The following is a 17,244-nucleotide window of genomic DNA, read 5'->3' as shown; positions in this document are numbered from 1 at the left end:
TTGTAAAGCGCTGGATAATAGGGTTCTAATTTTAAGTGTCAATTAATAATAAAGCATATAAAAGCAAATAAATGACGATAAATAAAAAATTATTTATTTTTTTATCAACACACTTGATAATTTGGACTTTAGTCCCTTCTATTGCCAACAACAATTTACCTTTAGATACCATTGAAGCCTTGGCCTGGGGAGGCAATCTAGAATGGGGATTTAACAAGCACCCTCCCATGAGCGCTTTTGCTGTTGAACTATTTTATCAAATATTTAAAAATCAAGATTGGTCTTACTATTTACTAAGCCAAATTTTTGTTATTACATCTTTTTATATTGTTTACAAATTTGCTGAAGAATTTTTAGAAAACAAAAGTCATGCATTTTTTTCTATTTTGCTTTTAGAGGGTATTTATTTTTATAACTTCACTACACCTGAATTTAATGTAAATGTTTGCCAACTACCTTTTTACTCATTAACTGTTTTGTATGCATGGAAATGTATAAAATATGACAAAATAAAAGACTATTTGTTGTTAGGGCTATTCATTGCTTGTGGTCTTTTGTCAAAATACCTTTTTGCATATTTAGTCTTGAGTGTTGGACTTCTGTTTGCTTATCTAATTGTTAAGGAAAAAAAGATTAGAACTAAATCTCTTGTTATTGTACCCACTTTTCTACTCTTGCTGTTGCCTCATCTAATGTGGTTAGTAGACAGTAATTACATTACAGTTACCTATGGTCTGAATAGAACTGGTGGTGAAGCCAATCTACTAAGTCATTTAACTCAACCCATTATATTTTTGGGCAAACAACTTGGAATATTAATTCCTTTTGCTTTAATGTCTTTTTTTATTATTCCTAAACTCAAAACTAATATTCGTTTTACGGATCGTAAGTTTATTTTTTTACTATTCACCAGCCTTACCCCACTGGCCCTAGTATTCTTAACATCCATGGCTATGGGTATTAAAATCAGAACTATGTGGATGACTCCTTTTTATTTATTCTTTGGAGTTTTCGTAATTTATATATTTCAGAGCAAGATAAGCATCAACAATCTAAAAAAATTTTATTACATGTTTGTTTTTTTATTTTTCTTATCGCCTTTCACCTATAGTTACATTTCTCTAACTAAAGATAATAAGCGCACTGATTATAAGGGTCAGGAAAAAGCCATATTAGTTAAAAAAAAATTAACTGACCTGGGTTATAAGAATATTTCTTCTATCCAGGGTAATGAGTGGTTAGCAGGAAATTTATGCTACAATTTAAAACCCAGACCCAAATGTACTGTGCAAGATAAAAATGATTTTATATTAATCGCAGAAAATAAAAAAGAGAGAGCTTCTTTTGTATACAGTCAAACTTTGTGGCTTAAACAAATAATAGATAAATGAAAAAATATATAATTATCATTCCTGTCTACAATGACTGGCAGTCGGTTTTAAAGCTAATAGATAATATTGATTTGCAAATTAATAATCAGAATGTTGATATTATTATTATCAACGATGCTTCAACTGAGGCTATTGATGGCACTAAAAGAACCTATTCTAAAATCAAGTCTGTTAAAATTTTAAATTTAATTAACAATATTGGTCATTGCCAAGGAATTGCTACAGCTCTTCAATATTGCGATACAAATTTAGAATTCGACTACATTATACCTATGGATGGTGACGGAGAGGACAGACCTGAAGAATTAAATCATTTTTTTAGTCTGGCGGATTCTTCATCTCCTGAAATTATCACAGCAAATAGAATAAAAAGAAGTGAAGGGAATTTGTTTAAAGCCTGCTACATAGTTCACAAGTTTCTTACCTATCTAATGATAGGAAAAATGGTTAAGTTTGGAAACTATTCATGCTTGTCTAAAAAAGCTGTAGTAAAAATACTTTCAAGTGGATCTATTTGGCTTAGCTACTCTGGCTCAATTATTAAAAACTTTTCTTCAATAGAATCTACAAGTTCTATTAGAGGTACTAGGTATTTTGGCACTTCTAAGATGAATTTTACAAAACTGGTGGTCCATTCCTTAAATATCTCAGCTGCTTTTAGAGAGACTATTTTTATCAGGTCTACTCTTTTAGTTATGTTTTTTAGCTATGCAGCCCATGAAACTACCGATTCATATTTTTTGATTCCAGCTATGCTCTCTTGGGTTTTTATGCTGTTTATGTTTTACCTCTCACGAAAAGACGATCTTAAAAAACTAGATGCTAGCTACTTAAATATTAAAGATCTAACCACTTTTTACAGTAGGTAAGAAATCAAAATGAGAAGTGTCTATTTTAGATGAATGATTCCTTCTCATTTTCCAACAATGTCCGACCCCACTATCTGCCAGTGTTAAGGAATTTCTTCCAAATTTGACATTCATGCTATCTATAGCTTTCATTAAGCTGTTTGATTTTTGACTACTCTTATCTACAAATAAATTTTGGCCGTACTCATTATTATTAACCAAGCCTAAAAAAACTACTCCTGCTTTTTGGTATCTATAACCTTTTGCAAAAATTTTTTTTAAAGCATCTATACAAGCTCTAGATAAGATCATGCTATCATCTGTCAATATAGCTAAATCAATTTTTTCAGACCTGGATAAAAAAAGATGCTTATCAAAAGGACTGGTTCTTATAAAAACAATAACAGACTTAACTAGTTGCCTATCTTCTCTAATTTTTTCTGCTGCATTTAAGCAGTGAGTAACAACTGCCTCCTTAAGTTTTTCAAAAGATTCTACTTTCTTTCCAAAAGACTTAGAAACACAGCAACTTTTTCTTTTTTTTTGTTTAGAGGTTTCAAGCGTAATGCAGCTTGCTCCATTTAGTTCCATAACTGTTTTCAAACCAAAAACGTTCGTGTTTTTTTTAATCCAAGATGAGCTTGAATATTTAAGCTCGTATGCATTATTTATTTTATTTTTTTTATACAAAATAGAAAGTTGACGCCCCACTCCCCAAACATCTTTAATATCAATATTTTTAAGGACATTGTTTATTTCTTCGTCGGGTAACTTTGTTAGATCGATAACTCCTTCTAAATTTCTTTTTGCTAAGTGATTTGCTATTTTGGAAAGTGTTTTGTTACTTCCAACTCCTATACTAACTGGTATTCCTGTACTTTGATAAATGGTTTTTTTAATATCAGTGATAAAATTGTTCATATTTTTTATAGGCATATCACTTAGATCTAGGAAAGCTTCATCTATTGAATAATATTCAATAACTGGAAAAATATTTTTTAAGATTGTCATTATTCTTCTAGATATATCTCCATATAGGGCATAATTTGAGGAAAATACCTGAACATTATTAACTGTTACTATGTTTTTTATTTTAAAATAAGGCTCACCCATTTTGATTCCAACTTTTTTTGCTTCAGAGGATCTTGCAATGACACATCCATCATTATTAGATAAAACAATTACTGGAGATTGGGAAATTTTAGGATTGAACAGTCTCTCACAAGAAACGTAGAAAGAATTACAATCTACTAATGCTATAATTTTTTTCTTACCATTATAGTTTGTGAATAACATAAGTCACGACTCCCCATAACTCAGTATTCAAATTAGTATTGATTTCTATTTCTTTTGTAGAGTTATTTTTTTTTAGAAAGTAGAAAATATTTTTCTTTTTTTTTTATAATTTTTTTTACTACTAGCTCTCCTTCAAAGTTAAGAACTGCAACAGAGTTTGTTTTTAATGCCAAACTACGGTCTACTATCAAAACATCCCCCTCTGTAATTTTGTGATCAATCATAGAGTTGCCCTGAACTCTAATTAAAAATGTTGAAGAAGGTTTTTTAATAAGCTCTTTATTTAGATCAATTTGCTCTTCGATATAGTCTGTTGCTGGGGATGGAAATCCAGCGCTTACTTTTTGTAAAATTATAGGTAAAGTTTCTTTCATTTTTGTTCTTATTTTGTTCTTTGTTTAAGAAACCTATACACCTATTCAGGTTGTATTTTGAGTCCAAAATAGATTCATTTATGAATCAAAGAGTGAACATTTGAACTAGATATTGTGTCTGTGTGGATAACTAAGTCTATAAGAAATCAAACTATTTAAGGCCCAGCCTTTTGTGAATATCGCTGGAAGAGGTTGTGAACCTAAAAACATATTTTTCATCAGGTTTGGCTCTTTTAAAGCACTCTTGAGATGCTAATGCAGCTTCATGAAAACCACACAAGATGAGCTTTAGCTTTCCTGGGTAAGAACAAATATCTCCCACTGCAAAAATTCCTTTTTCATTCGTTTCAAAATTATGAGTATTAACAACAATCGTTTTCTTATCCAAATTCAAACCCCAATTCACTATAGGTCCAAGTTCCATTTTGAGACCAAAGAAAGCTAAGACAGAATCTACTTTGATCTCTTTTGTTTCTTTTTGATTATCTTCTATGATAATTTTTTCTATAGACGAGCTTCCGACAAAATCTTTCGGCTGGCAGTTTGTATAAAGGTCAATTTTTCCAGATTCTTTTAACTTCATCATTTGATCAACTGTGTGCTGAGCTGCTCTAAACTCGTCTCGTCTATGAACTAGGATTATTTTTTTTGCAATTTTTGAAAGCTCGACCGCCCAATCTAAAGCAGAATCCCCCCCTCCAAATATGCAAACCTCTTGGCCTGAAAATTGATTTTTATTTTTTACGGAATAAAACAAATTTTTATCCTCGAATTTTTCAATACCTTTGATAGGAGGTTTTCTTGGCTCAAACGAACCTACTCCACCTGCAATAATAACGTTGGGGGTTTCAAAGATTAAATCATCGCTAGTTTCTACAATCCAGTTCTTGTTGTTTTTTTTAATAGTATTTACTCTTTGATTTAAATGAAATTCATTTTTAAATGGCTTGATTTGTTCTAATAGATTATTTGTTAAACTTTCTCCTGTGCAAACTGGAAGAGCTGGGATGTCATAGATAGGCTTATCAGGGTAAAGCTCAATACATTGTCCACCTGCCTTATCTAAGTTGTCAATCACATGAGAATTTAAACCTAAAATACCTAGCTCAAAAACAGTAAACAAGCCAACCGGTCCTGCACCAATTATAACTGCATCTGTTTTGATCATTTATCCTTGTTTTTCCGGTAACGAAACCGCGATACCATCCAAGTCTTCATCTAAAAATAATTGGCAACTTAATCTGCTGGTGCTCTTGGTTTCAAATGCAAAGTCTAGCATATCTTTTTCTGCATCAGACTGCTCAGGTAGTTTATCTACCCAGTCATCATCGACATAAACATGGCAGGTAGCACAAGCACAAGATCCTCCACAATCTGCATCAATTCCAGGAATGTTATTTTGCACAGCACCTTCCATAATAGTAAGACCCTTTTCAACATTCACTACGTGCTCTGTTCCGTTAAATTCAATATAGGTTACTTTTGGCATAATCTCCTTTATATTTATCCGATAGCTAATGACAATAAAGAATTTAAATAACATAAAACTAAATTTTAAAATAAAGACATTTAAACTTAAAGATGAGTTTAAAATATCAAGGGTATCTAAGAGAATTATTAAAGTTATTGATATTTCGCTCCAAGATAGCGTCAATTCGACCACCGCAGAATGTGTTCCATATCAAAGATATAATGAGAGATTGGATGATATTCTTAAATATTTAACGGATAACAAAGACAATCTAGAGAAAATAATCATAAACAACAAAATTAAAAGAATACCTTTTCTTTGTCTTCAAAATGCTCTTTCTACTTCTATTTTGTCATTAGAGTATAAGAAAAATAAAGTTAACTTTTTTAAATTTAACAAAATTAAAAAAAAATTTATTACATCCATAACTATTCCTATTTTTAATTTAGAGAAAACTAAAAAAATTTTAAAGAAATTTACCAAAACTAAAATTATAAAAATAAAACTGAATCAAAAAGAGGTGATAGGTAAACTTTCTCTCATCAAAGAAATTTGTCCTAAATCTAAAATTATTATTGATGCGAATGAATCTTGGAGCAAAACTTTCCTTCAAGCAAATATTAAAAAGTTAGAGCAATTTAACATTCTTTTTATTGAACAACCCTTCCGTCAGGGAAATGATCATTGCTTAAAGAATATCAAATCTAAAATAGATTTTTGTGCTGATGAATCTTTTCATATAAAAAACAAAAACCTAATCAAAGATATACAGCACTATGCTTATGTAAATTTAAAATTAGATAAGTTTGGAACTCATCAGGAAATACTAAAATACATTTCTATTGCAAAAAAACTAAAGAAAAAAATTATGCTTGGCTGTATGGTTAGCTCCTCTCTTTCTATCTACCCTGCCTTAAGATATTTTAACGATTGTAACTATTGTGACTTAGATGGAGCTTATTTTTTAAAAAAAGATCGCCTGTACGGAATAACTTACCGAAACGGTTTGGCACAAATAAATTACAATTTTTATTAGCACAAAAAAAAGGCCCCTATAAAGGGGCCTCTTTTTTTTATTTTAAAAATTAATTTAAAATATAATTATTTACCAGCTGGCGTAAGATTTTTTGCTGTTTGATAAATAACCAATCCGAAGATAGTTTTGTTTAGTAAGTCAGCTAAGTTGTAGATGATATTAAGAGACGCTTCATCAGTTCCGCCAATCATATATCCAAATAGGTAACCTAATGGATAAATTGACCAACCTAAAGTTACAACCCATTTACAAAAATTAAAACAGCCATTTACTGGACCTTTTAATTTTGCAGCTTCTTTTGCTGCTTCTCCTGAAAATATTTCATATAGAATGTAGATCCATCCTGCCATTCCTATTACAAAACCAGCAGTGATATTTATGTAGCCAGCTTCACCTAAGTATCCACCGATTAACATTACTAATGAACCAACTAGTAGTCTCCAGAAAATACCTGATGATACTTTTTTAACAGCCGACAAGATGAAATAAAATTCAATCATTAATAACGGAACTGTCAATAACCAGTCGATATATCTATATACAGTTGGTGAAGTTCCTGTAGAAACCCACACTTCTCTCATGTACATGTAGTGCACAAATGCAATACCAGTTACAAGACCAGATATAGTGATTGAGGTTCTCCAAGATGCTTTAACTGAATTTCTCTCAATGAAGAAAAAAACAGTTGAAGCTAACATAGCCATAGAAATCAGCCAGAACGAAATTCCAACGAAATCATTTGATGCTAACATAGCAGTTTTCATAATTTACTCCCTTTTTTTTGTTTAAACAAAAAATGCGACTTCTAATTACTTAGATTCCGCATTATTTTGTTAAACAGTACTAGAATTTGCTCGATATACAAATAAAAAATGACTTATAAACAAGGAAAATAACCCAAAATTGGTCAAAATTTACTTTTTTTTTGTGCATTTTTCATGCTTTAATCTATTTTTTCAAAATATAACTAAGCATATAATTTATGGATAAATACACATCAGCTTTTAAAGAATCGATTCAAAACAAAGAGCAGTTTTGGGCGAAGGCAGCAGAAGATGTTAAGTGGATTAAAAAATATGACCAGGTTTTAGATTCTAGTAACCCTCCTTTTTACAAATGGTTTAAGGGTGGAAAAATAAATACATGTTTTAATGCATTAGACCGACATGTTGAAGAAGGTAATGGAGAAAGAGTAGCTCTTATTTATGACAGCGCGATGTCAAATATTAAAAAAAAATATACTTACCAAGAATTAACTAATGAGGTTTCTATTTTAGCTGGAGCTTTACAAAGACAAGGAGTCGTTAAGGGAGATAGAATTATTATTTATATGCCCATGATACCCGAGGCAATCATGGCAATGCTAGCTTGTGCAAGAATTGGTGCTGTTCATTCTGTGGTCTTTGGTGGATTTGCATCTAAAGAATTGGCAAGCAGGATCGATGACTCAGGTGCAAAATTAATTTTATCTGCTTCTTGTGGTTTAGAGCCAGGAAGAACTGTAGAATACAAACCTTTGCTAGTGGAAGCAATAAAACTTGCAAAGCACAAGCCTGAAAAAACAATTATTTTTCAAAGAGAGGAGCATAAAGCCACATTAGAATCTAACTATATTGATTGGAAAGATTTTATTAAAGAAGCTACCAAAGCCCCGTGTGTTGAATGTGATGCAAATGATCCTGCTTATATTTTATATACCTCTGGAACCACTGGAGTTCCAAAAGGAATTTTAAGAGATATTGGAGGACATGTAGTTGCGTTAAAGTGGACAATGAAAAATGTCTATGACATTAATCCTGGTGATGTTTGGTGGTCTGCAAGTGATATAGGTTGGATTGTTGGTCACTCTTATATTGTCTACGCTCCTTTATTCCATGGGTGTACCACTGTAATTTTTGAAGGAAAGCCTGTGGGCACTCCTGATGCAGGTGCTTTTTGGAGAATAATTTCTGAATATAAAATCAAAACAATGTTTACTGCACCAACTGCATTCAGAGCTATTAAAAAAGAAGACTCGAAAGGAGAGTTTTTTAAAAAGTACGATTTGTCAAAATTTAAAGCTCTGTTTTTAGCAGGAGAAAGAGCAGACCCTGATACAATTCATTGGGCAGAAGATTTATTAAAAAAACCAGTGATCGATCATTGGTGGCAGACAGAAACTAGCTGGTCTATTACGTCCAATTTTAAAGGCCTGGGTCTTTTTCCAACTAAGTATGGTTCTGCAGGAAAACCAGCTCCTGGATACGATGTTAGAGTATTAAAAAGTGATGGTTCTGAGGCTAAACCAGGTGAAATGGGAGATATTGTAGTCAAACTTCCACTTCCTCCAGGTACTTTTCCAACTCTATGGAATGCAGACAAAAGATATAAAGAAAATTACATGGATACCTACCCTGGTTTTTATCAAACCTATGACGCAGGTCATATTGATGAAGACGGGTATGTTTGGATTATGTCGAGAACAGATGATGTTATCAATGTTGCTGGCCACAGACTCTCCACTGGAGCTATTGAAGAAGTTTTGTCTGACAATAAAGATGTGGCCGAATGTGCAGTAGTTGGTATCGCAGATAACTTAAAGGGACAGCTTCCTATTGGGTTGGTGGTTCTTAAAACAGGAATCAGCAAAAAGCATGAAGACGTTTCTAAGGAATGTATTCAAATGGTTAGGCACAAAATAGGACCGGTGGCAGCATTTAAAACAACCTTGGTAATAAAAAGACTACCCAAAACAAGGTCGGGGAAAATATTAAGAGGAACTATTAGAAAGATTGCTGACAAAGCATCTTACACAGCACCTGCTACTATCGATGATCCTAAAATTTTAGATGAGATTAAAGATTCTCTCAAGTTAGCTGGTATAATTTAAAAGATAAATTAAAATAAGATATCTTGCAGACTTACCAATTGAAACTAATAATAAAAATCTAAAAAAGTTTGTTTTCAGTGTTCCTGCAACAAAAGTTAAAGGATCTCCAAAAAAAGGAACCCAAGCAAAAAAAAGGGACCACTGACCGTATTTATTAAACCAAAAAGAAGATTTTTGAATTTGCTTATCCGAAAAAGGAAACCATTTTTTATTTTTAAATTTAATAAAATGAATTCCTAAATACCAATTCACACAAGAGCCCAAGATATTTCCTAAGCTTGCAAAAAGAAATAGTAAAAAAATACTGTATGTTTTGGTAGATACCATTCCTAATAAGGTTAATTCAGAAGAAACGGGTAGTATTGTTGCTGCAAAAAAACTAATAAAAAAAAGAGTAAAATACCCCATTAATATTTCAAGTTCAAAAAAAACAATGTGGGTTTATTAATCAGAAAAATTATTTTCAATACACATGGCAATACCCATACCACCACCAATGCATAAGGTTGCTAATCCTTTTTTAGCTTTTCTTTTTTGCATTTCGTGAATTAGGGTAACTAAAATTCTTGCTCCAGAAGCCCCGATAGGATGGCCTAATGCAATCGCTCCTCCGTTAACATTAACTTTCTCAAGATCAAAACCCAATTCGTTATTTACTGCAATAGCTTGTGCTGCAAAAGCCTCGTTAGTTTCAATTAAGTCTAAATCGTCTTTACTCCATCCTGCTTTTTTTAAAGCCAAATTAGAAGCGGGAATAGGTCCTGTTCCCATTATAGAAGGATCTACTCCACATTGAGCCCACGAAACTATTCGAGCCAGGGGTTTTAGATTTTTTTTCTTAGCAGTTTCTTCTGTCATTAATACTACTGCTGCTGCACCATCATTCAAACCAGACGCATTACCAGCGGTAACTGAACCGTTTTCTTTAAAGGCTGGTCTTAAAGTTCCAAGCTTTTCAACTGTAGATCCTATCTTTGGATGTTCGTCTTGTTCAAAAACAGTTTCTTGTTTTTTAACTTTGAGTATTACTGGAACAATTTCATCTTTAAACTTTCTAGCAACAATTGCGTTATGAGTTTTTTTTTGCGACAAAGCTGCAAATTCATCTTGCTGCTTTCTTGAAATATTAAATTGTTCAGAAACATTTTCAGCTGTAATGCCCATGTGATACTGATTATAAATGTCCCATAATCCATCCATGACCATAGAATCTTTTATTTTTCCATCTCCCATTTTAATTCCGTCACGTACATGTATATAATGAGGGGAGTTGGACATGCTTTCTTGTCCACCCGCAATCATAATAGTTCCATCTTCACATTTAATTGAATTATAGGCTAAAGCTACAGAAGCTAGACCCGATCCGCAGACTTGGTTAATTGTAGTTGCTGTTTTTTCTTTTGATATACCCGCATGTATAGCTGCCTGCCTTGCTGGGTTTTGACCTGCCCCTGTGGTAAGAACCTGCCCCATATAAACCATATCAACTTCGTCAGACTTAAGCTCAGAATGCTCTAGACACCTCTTGATAACTAAGGAGCCCAAGTGTGAGGCTGCCTGGTGTGCAAGTGCTCCACCAAAAGATCCAATGGCTGTTCTAAAAGCACTTGTTATTACTATGTTTGTATTTTTCATATTCAGCTTTGCTTGGACAGAGATTGTATAACAGTTTTTACTTTATCCAAAATAAAACAACAATAAGGACTAACAAACTGGCCATAGAATAATTAAAAAGAGAAATAGACAGCTTACTACTAAGTAAAGATCTTAGATATTTTCCAAAAATAGCCCAGGTAGAAATAGAAAGAAAGGCAGATGTTAGGGTAAGAGTAAACACTACAATCGTATCTTGAATGAAATTCTCACCAGTATCAATGAATTGCGAAACAACAATGATAGCTGTGACTACTCCTTTTGGATTGATAAATTGAAAAAAATAAGAAGCTAAAAACGTCATTGGTTTTTGTACCTCTTTTTCTTCTATCGATTTAACCTTAATTAATGTGTAGGCTAAATAAATAAGAAATAGTGATCCTAATATTTCAACTGTTCTTTGAACTATAGGAAACTCTATAAAAATAATTACTAAACCAAAATTAACAGCTAAAATTAAAGACGGCCAACCAAAGGTGACACCTAAAATATGAGGAATCGTTTTTTTAAAACCAAAATGAAATCCAGAGTAAGAAGCGATAATGTTATTAGGTCCTGGGGTAAAATTACCTACAAACAACAAAAGAATTAAAGGAATATAGAGCGGGTACAAAGTGATATTAAAGCTGAAGGTATTCATAGAAAGAACGGATAGCAATAATTAAAAGAAACACACCAAATACTTTGCTAAGCAATGTTTTTTCAATCCGATGTGCTAATCTTGCTCCAATTGGAGCCATAAACATAGTCACAGGAACAAATACTAAAAAACCTGGTAAATTTACATAACCTAAACTCAGTGGAGTATTCACTACATCAAAAAAGTATCCGCTAAAAGACATGCTGCTAGCTCCAAAAATAGAAATTAGGAATCCTATTGCCGCTGACGTTCCTATGGCAATTTTAATAGGATAGCCAAATAATCTCATTGCTGGAACACCTAGTGAGCCGCCTCCAATGCCGAGAGGAACAGCAAAAAAACCTAAACCCATTCCAATTACAGCTTTAAACGTTTGTGATATTGGTTTCGGATTTGCTCCAACTTTTTCTCGAAAAAAAATAAAAAATAATCCTACTAAAAAAGCAAAGACAGAAAAGAATAATATTAGAGGAGGTGTTTTTAAATTAGAAGCCAACACTGTTCCGAGTATTACACCTAAGACAATAAAAATTCCGAAAGATTTTATTAATCTAAAATCAACAGCATTAAATTTCATATGGGTCTTAGCAGACATGATCGAGGTCGGTATAATGATTGCCAGTGATGTTCCTAAAGATAAGTGCATTCTAGTTGCAACATCAAAGTCCATAACTGTGAAAGCATAATATAATGCTGGGACCATTATAATGCCTCCTCCTACTCCTAACAAACCAGCAATAAATCCTGAGACAGATGCTGCCACTGCCAAGACAATTATTAATGAGGTTAATTCGGATGGGCTTAAAACAGTAAACATTTTTTATAGATTATCATTACTATGAATTTTAAATTTTAGTATAAGAATATTAAACGACTTTAACAGCTAAATTACTTAGTTTGCCAATTGAACCTTCTAAATAATCTCCTTTTTGGACAGGTCCAACACCAGCAGGAGTTCCTGTCATAATTAAATCTCCAGCTTGTAATGTGTAATATTTAGATAAATGTGAAATCATTTCAGGTATTTTCCAAATCATCATATTGAGATCACCTTGCTGTTTAATTTCACCATTTACTTTTAAAGTAATGGGTCCGCTTTCCATAGTTCCAGATTTTTCTATAAGACTTAATTTTCCCATAGGGGCAGAATGCTCAAATGCCTTTCCAATTTCCCAGGGTCTTCCTGTTTTTTTTGCCTGTCCTTGCAAATCTCTTCTGGTCATATCCAAACCAACTCCAAATCCTAATACATGCTTATAGGATTCTGATAAAGAAATATTAGATCCACCACTCTTAAGCGCAACCACCAATTCTATCTCATAATGAACATCTAAAGTTTCTGGAGGATATGGAAAATTACCTGAAGTGTCTATGTTATCTCCATTTTTTTGAAAAAAGAAGGGATCTTCTTTGTTGGGATCAAAGCCCATTTCAATTGCATGATCTGCATAATTTCTTCCAATGCAATAAATTCTTCTAACAGGAAATTGTTGAGAAGAATCTTTAATAGGAATTAAAGTTAATTTTGGCTCAGGTACAATTAAACTATTCATGAAACTGCTATTTTTTCTTTTTCATTATTTTGAACAATCTCTAATATATGGTTTACTTTTTGAAAATCAGAATCTCTTGCCATCATATTGTTAGACAAATACCGTTTCCATTCAGTAGAGCCTTTTTGACCATGGTACAAACCCACTGTATGCCTCATTATTTGATTAACTCTCGTTCCTTTTTGCACCTCATAAGAAACATACTTTACTATTTCTTCTACAATTTGAGCTCTCGTTAAAATTTCAGAATTATTAAAAATTTCTCGTTCTATATCGGCCAAAAAATAGGGTGATTGATAAATTTTTCTTCCAATCATAACTCCATCTACATGTAATAAATGTTCTTTTATTTCCGAACATTCTGTGATCCCACCATTAATGATAATTTCTAAATTAGGATTTTCTTGTTTAATTTGATTCACCATTGGGTAATTTAACTTTGGAATATTTAAGTTTTCCTTAGGAGACAATCCTTTTAAAATCGCTCTTCGTGCATGCAAAATAACAGTCTTGCATCCAGCATTCGACATTTTGTTTACAAAAGAATTTAAATAATTGAACTCTTCCACATCATCGTAACCAATTCTTGTTTTTGCTGTTACAGGAATCTTGCAAGCATTCACCATGGAATCAATACAATCTGCAACTAAATCTGGTTCTTTAATTAAACAAGCGCCAAATTGGTTTTTTTGTACTTTTTTACTTGGACAGCCAAGATTAATATTAATTTCATCATAACCCATATCTTCGGCAATCTTAGCTACTTCTGCTAAATCATTTTTATTCGATCCGCCCACTTGTAAAGCCAAAGGTTTTTCAAAATTATTAAAACCCAATACTTTTTCACGATCTCCATTTAAAGCAGCTCCAGTTGAAACCATTTCTGTATAGAGAAGTACGTTTTTGCTAATCAGACGTAAGAAGTAACGATCATGCCTATCGGTGCAATCCATCATAGGGGCAACAGAAACTGTTCTATTGATTTTAGACATATTTTTTAATTTTATCAGAGTAAGAAATAATTTTTTTACTAGCAAAGTCTTCGTGGATTTTTTCCAATTTATTTAAATGATAAATATAATTTACCATAATTCCAAAAGATTCTTGGTAGCCATAATCAGATACATTTCCGTTGATAATTACATCTTCTATGCTTGCTCCATTACCAAGGTGAAATCTTGAAACCGGATTTAGAGGTTGATTTTTATTTTTTTCATTAAGCAAATAATGCACGACGATTTTTTTAATAGCTTCTTTTTCTTCTACAATTCTTTGATCTCCAAGTTTTACCGTATCTGATTTTAGAAAGGCAACTTTTGCTATATCGTAATTTTTTAAGATATTTGCTAATTTATTATCACTTAAACTTTTAAACCAATCTGCAAACCCAGGTAAGGGAGATAACGTACCAAAATTTTTGATGTTAGAATTTTCTGATTGAATTTCATGTACTACTCTTTTAATTAAAAAATTTCCCAAAGTAACTCTCATCAGGCCTTCTTGGCAATTGCTAATTGAGTAAAATGTTGCAGTATTAGATTTTTCAAAATTTCCTGTAATAGGTTTCATAATATCTTGTATTGATTTTCCAAGACCATCTCCAAATGCTACTTGTACAAAAATCAAAGGTTCATCTGCTAGAACTGGGTGAAAATATGCAAAAAATCTTCTATCTTCTTGCAATCTTCTTTTTAAATCATTCATATCTAAAATTTTATGAACTTTTTCATATTTAATTATTTTTTCTAAGACTGCAGCTTTGGTTTCCCAGGTAATGCGTTCTAACCTTAAAAAGCCAGGATTAAACCAAGACTTAAACAGATGTCTCATGTCTTGATCAAAGTCTTTTAACTCTACATTAGTTTTGCTAAAATCAATTAAGTCTTCACGCATAGACACTAATACAGATGTTCCGTCTGGAGCCATGTTCATTCTACGAATAAGCTCTTGTCTATTTCCCTCGATAGTATTTCCTAAATTATCTAAATTGAATTTACTCTTATCTTTTGAGTAAGTAGATATTTCCTCATCAATTGATTTTAAATTTGGCTTAAATTTTTCATTGATAGTTAAAAAGAAATTTAACTTTTGCTCTTTGTCTAAAATTTTATAAATCTCACTAATTTCTCTTGCAATTGCAATTCCTGAAGCGGTTCCTTTGTATGAAATAAGATCATCACAAAGCTGGACCAAGGTTGGCAAGTCTCTTTTTTCAGAAAATTTTTTTCCTAATATGCCTTTTCCAACATCAGCAATGGAACTTATAATTTTTTTAAAATCCAGCATCTTTTCCCATAAGTTTGTCTGGTAACCATGTAACAATCTCTGGAAAAATACACAATATCAAGATACAAAGTATCATCATTCCTATAAACGGAATGGATCCTTTTAATATTTCACCCAAACTGACATCAGGTGTAATTCCTTTAATTATATATAAATTAAGTCCTACTGGAGGGGTAATTAAACCTATCTCCATATTAATAGTAAATACAATTGCAAACCAATAAGGGTCAAATCCAAAATCAGTAAGGATTGGTAGTAAAATTGATGAGGTCATAACAATCACCGCAACTGGTGGTAAAAAGAAACCGCACACTAGTAAAAAAATATTAATATAAAAAAATAATAGCCACTTATTTAACCCCATCTCTACTACCACCTGGGCAATAGATTGGGTTACATACAAAGTGGAAAGGCTAAAAGCAAAAATATATGACGCTGCAATGATAAACATAATCATTACACTTTCTTTCATTGAAATTTTTACAATGTCCCATATTTTCTTTGGCTGATAAATTTTATAGACTACAGCTATCATTACAAAAACAAGAAAAGCTCCAACGCCTGACGCTTCTGAAGGTGTGGCAACTCCTCCATAAAGAACATAAAGAACTCCAGCAACAATTGCTAGAAAGGGTAAAACTCTAGGTAGAACCTCAAGCTTCTCTTTTAAGGTAGGAGGTGTTCTGTCTTTTAAACGAGCTGCAGAATCTTTGTCTATAAAGTACGCGTAAATATACGCCCAAAACATAAACAAGAAAGCGAGTAATAAACCTGGAATAATACCAGCTAAAAATAATCTTCCAATTGAAGTTCCTGTAGCAAGACCATAAACAATTAAAACAATACTAGGTGGAATTAAAACACCAAGAGTCCCCCCTGCCGCTATACATCCTGTGGCAAGTCTGGCTGAGTATCCTCTAGCTCTCATCTCAGGTATTCCCATGGTTCCAATGGCAGCACAAGTTGCAGGACTTGAACCACTAAGAGCAGCAAAAACTGCGCAAGCACCAATATTTGAAATTACCAATCCTCCTGGGAGTCTCCATAACCATCTATCTAAGCCAGTATAAAGATCCTTACCTGCGGGCGAATGTGCTACCGCCATACCCATTAAAATAAACATTGGAATAGAGAGTAAAACAAACGAATTTATTCCAGCATAAAATGTTTCTGCATAGACTCCAATAATTTGAAATCCTTCTGCTGCAACTAAAAAAATTAAAGAAATAACACATAAGCCAAAAGCAATTGGAATTCCTGAGAATAAAATCATCACAGTAAATATCCCCACAATGGCTCCTAATGTTAATGGATCCATATTTTCAATCATTAACTTAACTCCTTCAGTCTTCTACCAAGTTTCAAAAGCTCTCCGACATAAGCCATAGTCATAAGCATTGCTCCAATTAACATTGATGAGTAAGGTATCCACAGTGGAGGACCCCAAACAGTTCCTGTGTCATAATTTTTAAGAAAGGCTTCTGAAACAATCTCGTAAGAGACATAAAGTAAAACTAAAAAAAAGATTAAACAAAGTAAGGAGGTTGAAATTTTTAGAATCGTAACTCCTTTTTCACTTAAAAAAGTATAAAAATAGTCCATATTCACATGACCATTTTCCGCAAAAACATAAGCACTACCAATAAAAGTAGAGGCAACAAGTAAGTGTGTGACAAGCTCTGGTTGCCAGGTAATAGCATTTCCAAATATATATCTTTCAAATACTAACTCTGTAACAATAACAATAGATAGCATGATGCTTGCCGCAGCAAACACACCACAAGCAGTAGCAATCTTTTTTGTGATTTCTAAATATTTATCGATCAT

At 32.5% G+C, this 17,244-nt stretch carries 18 protein-coding genes; 4 read left to right on the top strand and 14 right to left on the bottom strand.

Annotated elements, in window-relative coordinates; translation table 11 throughout:
- Window positions 1-71: 71 nt before the first annotated feature.
- On the top strand, window positions 72-1,391 hold the full coding sequence (locus SAR11G3_RS04215; protein WP_013695540.1) for a glycosyltransferase family 39 protein: 1,320 nt from the start codon (window positions 72-74) through the stop codon (window positions 1,389-1,391).
- Window positions 1,388-2,260 carry a glycosyltransferase family 2 protein gene (locus SAR11G3_RS04210; protein WP_013695539.1) on the top strand — a complete coding sequence of 291 codons (873 nt, stop codon included), beginning with the start codon at window positions 1,388-1,390 and terminating at the stop codon, window positions 2,258-2,260. The genes SAR11G3_RS04215 and SAR11G3_RS04210 overlap by 4 nt, the downstream gene beginning before the upstream one ends.
- Here the strand turns inward: SAR11G3_RS04210 and SAR11G3_RS04205 are convergent.
- From SAR11G3_RS04205 to SAR11G3_RS04190, 4 genes are all read right to left on the bottom strand, one after another.
- On the bottom strand, window positions 2,237-3,535 hold the full coding sequence (locus SAR11G3_RS04205; protein ID WP_013695538.1) for a Y-family DNA polymerase: 1,299 nt from the start codon (window positions 3,533-3,535) through the stop codon (window positions 2,237-2,239). The two genes, SAR11G3_RS04210 and SAR11G3_RS04205, sit on opposite strands and share 24 nt — an antisense overlap.
- A gap of 62 nt (window positions 3,536-3,597) precedes the next feature.
- Window positions 3,598-3,909 (bottom strand): LexA family protein, encoded by a 312-nt coding sequence (locus SAR11G3_RS04200; RefSeq protein ID WP_013695537.1) that lies wholly within the window; start codon window positions 3,907-3,909, stop codon window positions 3,598-3,600.
- A 151-nt stretch (window positions 3,910-4,060) separates the two neighbouring features.
- A complete protein-coding gene (locus tag SAR11G3_RS04195; RefSeq protein ID WP_013695536.1) occupies window positions 4,061-5,077 on the bottom strand; it encodes an NAD(P)/FAD-dependent oxidoreductase in 1,017 nt (338 codons plus the stop codon).
- Window positions 5,078-5,398: a 2Fe-2S iron-sulfur cluster-binding protein gene (locus SAR11G3_RS04190; RefSeq protein ID WP_013695535.1), complete on the bottom strand. Its 321-nt coding sequence runs from the start codon at window positions 5,396-5,398 to the stop codon at window positions 5,078-5,080. It lies immediately after the preceding gene.
- A 28-nt stretch (window positions 5,399-5,426) separates the two neighbouring features.
- Between SAR11G3_RS04190 and SAR11G3_RS04185 the strand changes: the two genes are divergently transcribed.
- Complete coding sequence (locus SAR11G3_RS04185; RefSeq protein ID WP_041862508.1) at window positions 5,427-6,416, top strand: enolase C-terminal domain-like protein; 990 nt, start codon at window positions 5,427-5,429, stop codon at window positions 6,414-6,416.
- A 65-nt stretch (window positions 6,417-6,481) separates the two neighbouring features.
- Here SAR11G3_RS04185 and SAR11G3_RS04180 read toward each other — a convergent pair whose 3' ends face one another.
- Window positions 6,482-7,180, bottom strand: a complete 699-nt coding sequence (locus SAR11G3_RS04180) for a bacteriorhodopsin-like (RefSeq protein WP_013695533.1) — start codon at window positions 7,178-7,180, stop codon at window positions 6,482-6,484.
- 218 nt (window positions 7,181-7,398) lie between these two features.
- Here SAR11G3_RS04180 and SAR11G3_RS04175 point away from each other — a divergent pair, with 218 nt between their 5' ends.
- Window positions 7,399-9,285, top strand: coding sequence for a propionyl-CoA synthetase (locus SAR11G3_RS04175; RefSeq protein ID WP_013695532.1), 1,887 nt, complete (start codon window positions 7,399-7,401; stop codon window positions 9,283-9,285).
- Here the strand turns inward: SAR11G3_RS04175 and SAR11G3_RS04170 are convergent.
- From SAR11G3_RS04170 to SAR11G3_RS04130, 9 genes are read right to left on the bottom strand one after another with little or no spacing between them, the layout of a single operon-like run.
- Window positions 9,268-9,693, bottom strand: a complete 426-nt coding sequence (locus SAR11G3_RS04170; RefSeq protein ID WP_041862362.1) for a YqaA family protein — start codon at window positions 9,691-9,693, stop codon at window positions 9,268-9,270. The genes SAR11G3_RS04175 and SAR11G3_RS04170 overlap by 18 nt on opposite strands.
- A 36-nt stretch (window positions 9,694-9,729) precedes the next feature.
- Window positions 9,730-10,920, bottom strand: a complete 1,191-nt coding sequence (locus SAR11G3_RS04165; RefSeq protein WP_013695529.1) for an acetyl-CoA C-acetyltransferase — start codon at window positions 10,918-10,920, stop codon at window positions 9,730-9,732.
- 37 nt (window positions 10,921-10,957) lie between these two features.
- Window positions 10,958-11,578, bottom strand: coding sequence for a LysE family translocator (locus tag SAR11G3_RS04160; protein ID WP_148225699.1), 621 nt, complete (start codon window positions 11,576-11,578; stop codon window positions 10,958-10,960).
- Window positions 11,559-12,395, bottom strand: coding sequence for a sulfite exporter TauE/SafE family protein (locus SAR11G3_RS04155; RefSeq protein WP_041862361.1), 837 nt, complete (start codon window positions 12,393-12,395; stop codon window positions 11,559-11,561). The genes SAR11G3_RS04160 and SAR11G3_RS04155 overlap by 20 nt, the downstream gene beginning before the upstream one ends.
- A gap of 49 nt (window positions 12,396-12,444) precedes the next feature.
- Entirely contained in the window at window positions 12,445-13,131 is a 687-nt protein-coding gene (locus tag SAR11G3_RS04150; protein WP_013695524.1) for a fumarylacetoacetate hydrolase family protein, read from the bottom strand.
- Window positions 13,128-14,123, bottom strand: a complete 996-nt coding sequence (gene dusA, locus SAR11G3_RS04145; RefSeq protein ID WP_041862507.1) for a tRNA dihydrouridine(20/20a) synthase DusA — start codon at window positions 14,121-14,123, stop codon at window positions 13,128-13,130. Before dusA ends, SAR11G3_RS04150 begins: the two co-directional genes overlap by 4 nt.
- Window positions 14,116-15,417 (bottom strand): malonyl-CoA decarboxylase, encoded by a 1,302-nt coding sequence (locus tag SAR11G3_RS04140; protein ID WP_013695522.1) that lies wholly within the window; start codon window positions 15,415-15,417, stop codon window positions 14,116-14,118. The genes dusA and SAR11G3_RS04140 overlap by 8 nt, the downstream gene beginning before the upstream one ends.
- Window positions 15,404-16,735, bottom strand: coding sequence for a TRAP transporter large permease (locus SAR11G3_RS04135; protein ID WP_041862506.1), 1,332 nt, complete (start codon window positions 16,733-16,735; stop codon window positions 15,404-15,406). The genes SAR11G3_RS04140 and SAR11G3_RS04135 overlap by 14 nt, the downstream gene beginning before the upstream one ends.
- An 11-nt stretch (window positions 16,736-16,746) precedes the next feature.
- A complete protein-coding gene (locus SAR11G3_RS04130; protein ID WP_013695520.1) occupies window positions 16,747-17,244 on the bottom strand; it encodes a TRAP transporter small permease subunit in 498 nt (165 codons plus the stop codon).

This window comes from Candidatus Pelagibacter sp. IMCC9063, from assembly GCF_000195085.1.
Lineage (GTDB): Bacteria > Pseudomonadota > Alphaproteobacteria > Pelagibacterales > Pelagibacteraceae > IMCC9063.
Note: the sequence above shows the minus strand (reverse complement) of the source record. Positions and strands in the feature narration are given on the sequence as shown.

What these genes read in the sequence shown, in the direction of transcription:
- SAR11G3_RS04160 (WP_148225699.1), bottom strand. Translation starts at nt 11,578, where the DNA reads ATGAATACCTTCAGCTTTAATATCACTTTGTACCCGCTCTATATTCCT.
- SAR11G3_RS04175 (WP_013695532.1), top strand. Translation starts at nt 7,399, where the DNA reads ATGGATAAATACACATCAGCTTTTAAAGAATCGATTCAAAACAAAGAG.
- SAR11G3_RS04205 (WP_013695538.1), bottom strand. Translation starts at nt 3,535, where the DNA reads ATGTTATTCACAAACTATAATGGTAAGAAAAAAATTATAGCATTAGTA.
- dusA (WP_041862507.1), bottom strand. Translation starts at nt 14,123, where the DNA reads ATGTCTAAAATCAATAGAACAGTTTCTGTTGCCCCTATGATGGATTGC.
- SAR11G3_RS04215 (WP_013695540.1), top strand. Translation starts at nt 72, where the DNA reads ATGACGATAAATAAAAAATTATTTATTTTTTTATCAACACACTTGATA.
- SAR11G3_RS04140 (WP_013695522.1), bottom strand. Translation starts at nt 15,417, where the DNA reads ATGCTGGATTTTAAAAAAATTATAAGTTCCATTGCTGATGTTGGAAAA.
- SAR11G3_RS04210 (WP_013695539.1), top strand. Translation starts at nt 1,388, where the DNA reads ATGAAAAAATATATAATTATCATTCCTGTCTACAATGACTGGCAGTCG.
- SAR11G3_RS04150 (WP_013695524.1), bottom strand. Translation starts at nt 13,131, where the DNA reads ATGAATAGTTTAATTGTACCTGAGCCAAAATTAACTTTAATTCCTATT.
- SAR11G3_RS04195 (WP_013695536.1), bottom strand. Translation starts at nt 5,077, where the DNA reads ATGATCAAAACAGATGCAGTTATAATTGGTGCAGGACCGGTTGGCTTG.
- SAR11G3_RS04135 (WP_041862506.1), bottom strand. Translation starts at nt 16,735, where the DNA reads ATGGATCCATTAACATTAGGAGCCATTGTGGGGATATTTACTGTGATG.
- SAR11G3_RS04155 (WP_041862361.1), bottom strand. Translation starts at nt 12,395, where the DNA reads ATGTTTACTGTTTTAAGCCCATCCGAATTAACCTCATTAATAATTGTC.
- SAR11G3_RS04180 (WP_013695533.1), bottom strand. Translation starts at nt 7,180, where the DNA reads ATGAAAACTGCTATGTTAGCATCAAATGATTTCGTTGGAATTTCGTTC.
- SAR11G3_RS04190 (WP_013695535.1), bottom strand. Translation starts at nt 5,398, where the DNA reads ATGCCAAAAGTAACCTATATTGAATTTAACGGAACAGAGCACGTAGTG.
- SAR11G3_RS04170 (WP_041862362.1), bottom strand. Translation starts at nt 9,693, where the DNA reads ATGGGGTATTTTACTCTTTTTTTTATTAGTTTTTTTGCAGCAACAATA.
- SAR11G3_RS04165 (WP_013695529.1), bottom strand. Translation starts at nt 10,920, where the DNA reads ATGAAAAATACAAACATAGTAATAACAAGTGCTTTTAGAACAGCCATT.
- SAR11G3_RS04185 (WP_041862508.1), top strand. Translation starts at nt 5,427, where the DNA reads ATGACAATAAAGAATTTAAATAACATAAAACTAAATTTTAAAATAAAG.
- SAR11G3_RS04130 (WP_013695520.1), bottom strand. Translation starts at nt 17,244, where the DNA reads ATGATCGATAAATATTTAGAAATCACAAAAAAGATTGCTACTGCTTGT.
- SAR11G3_RS04200 (WP_013695537.1), bottom strand. Translation starts at nt 3,909, where the DNA reads ATGAAAGAAACTTTACCTATAATTTTACAAAAAGTAAGCGCTGGATTT.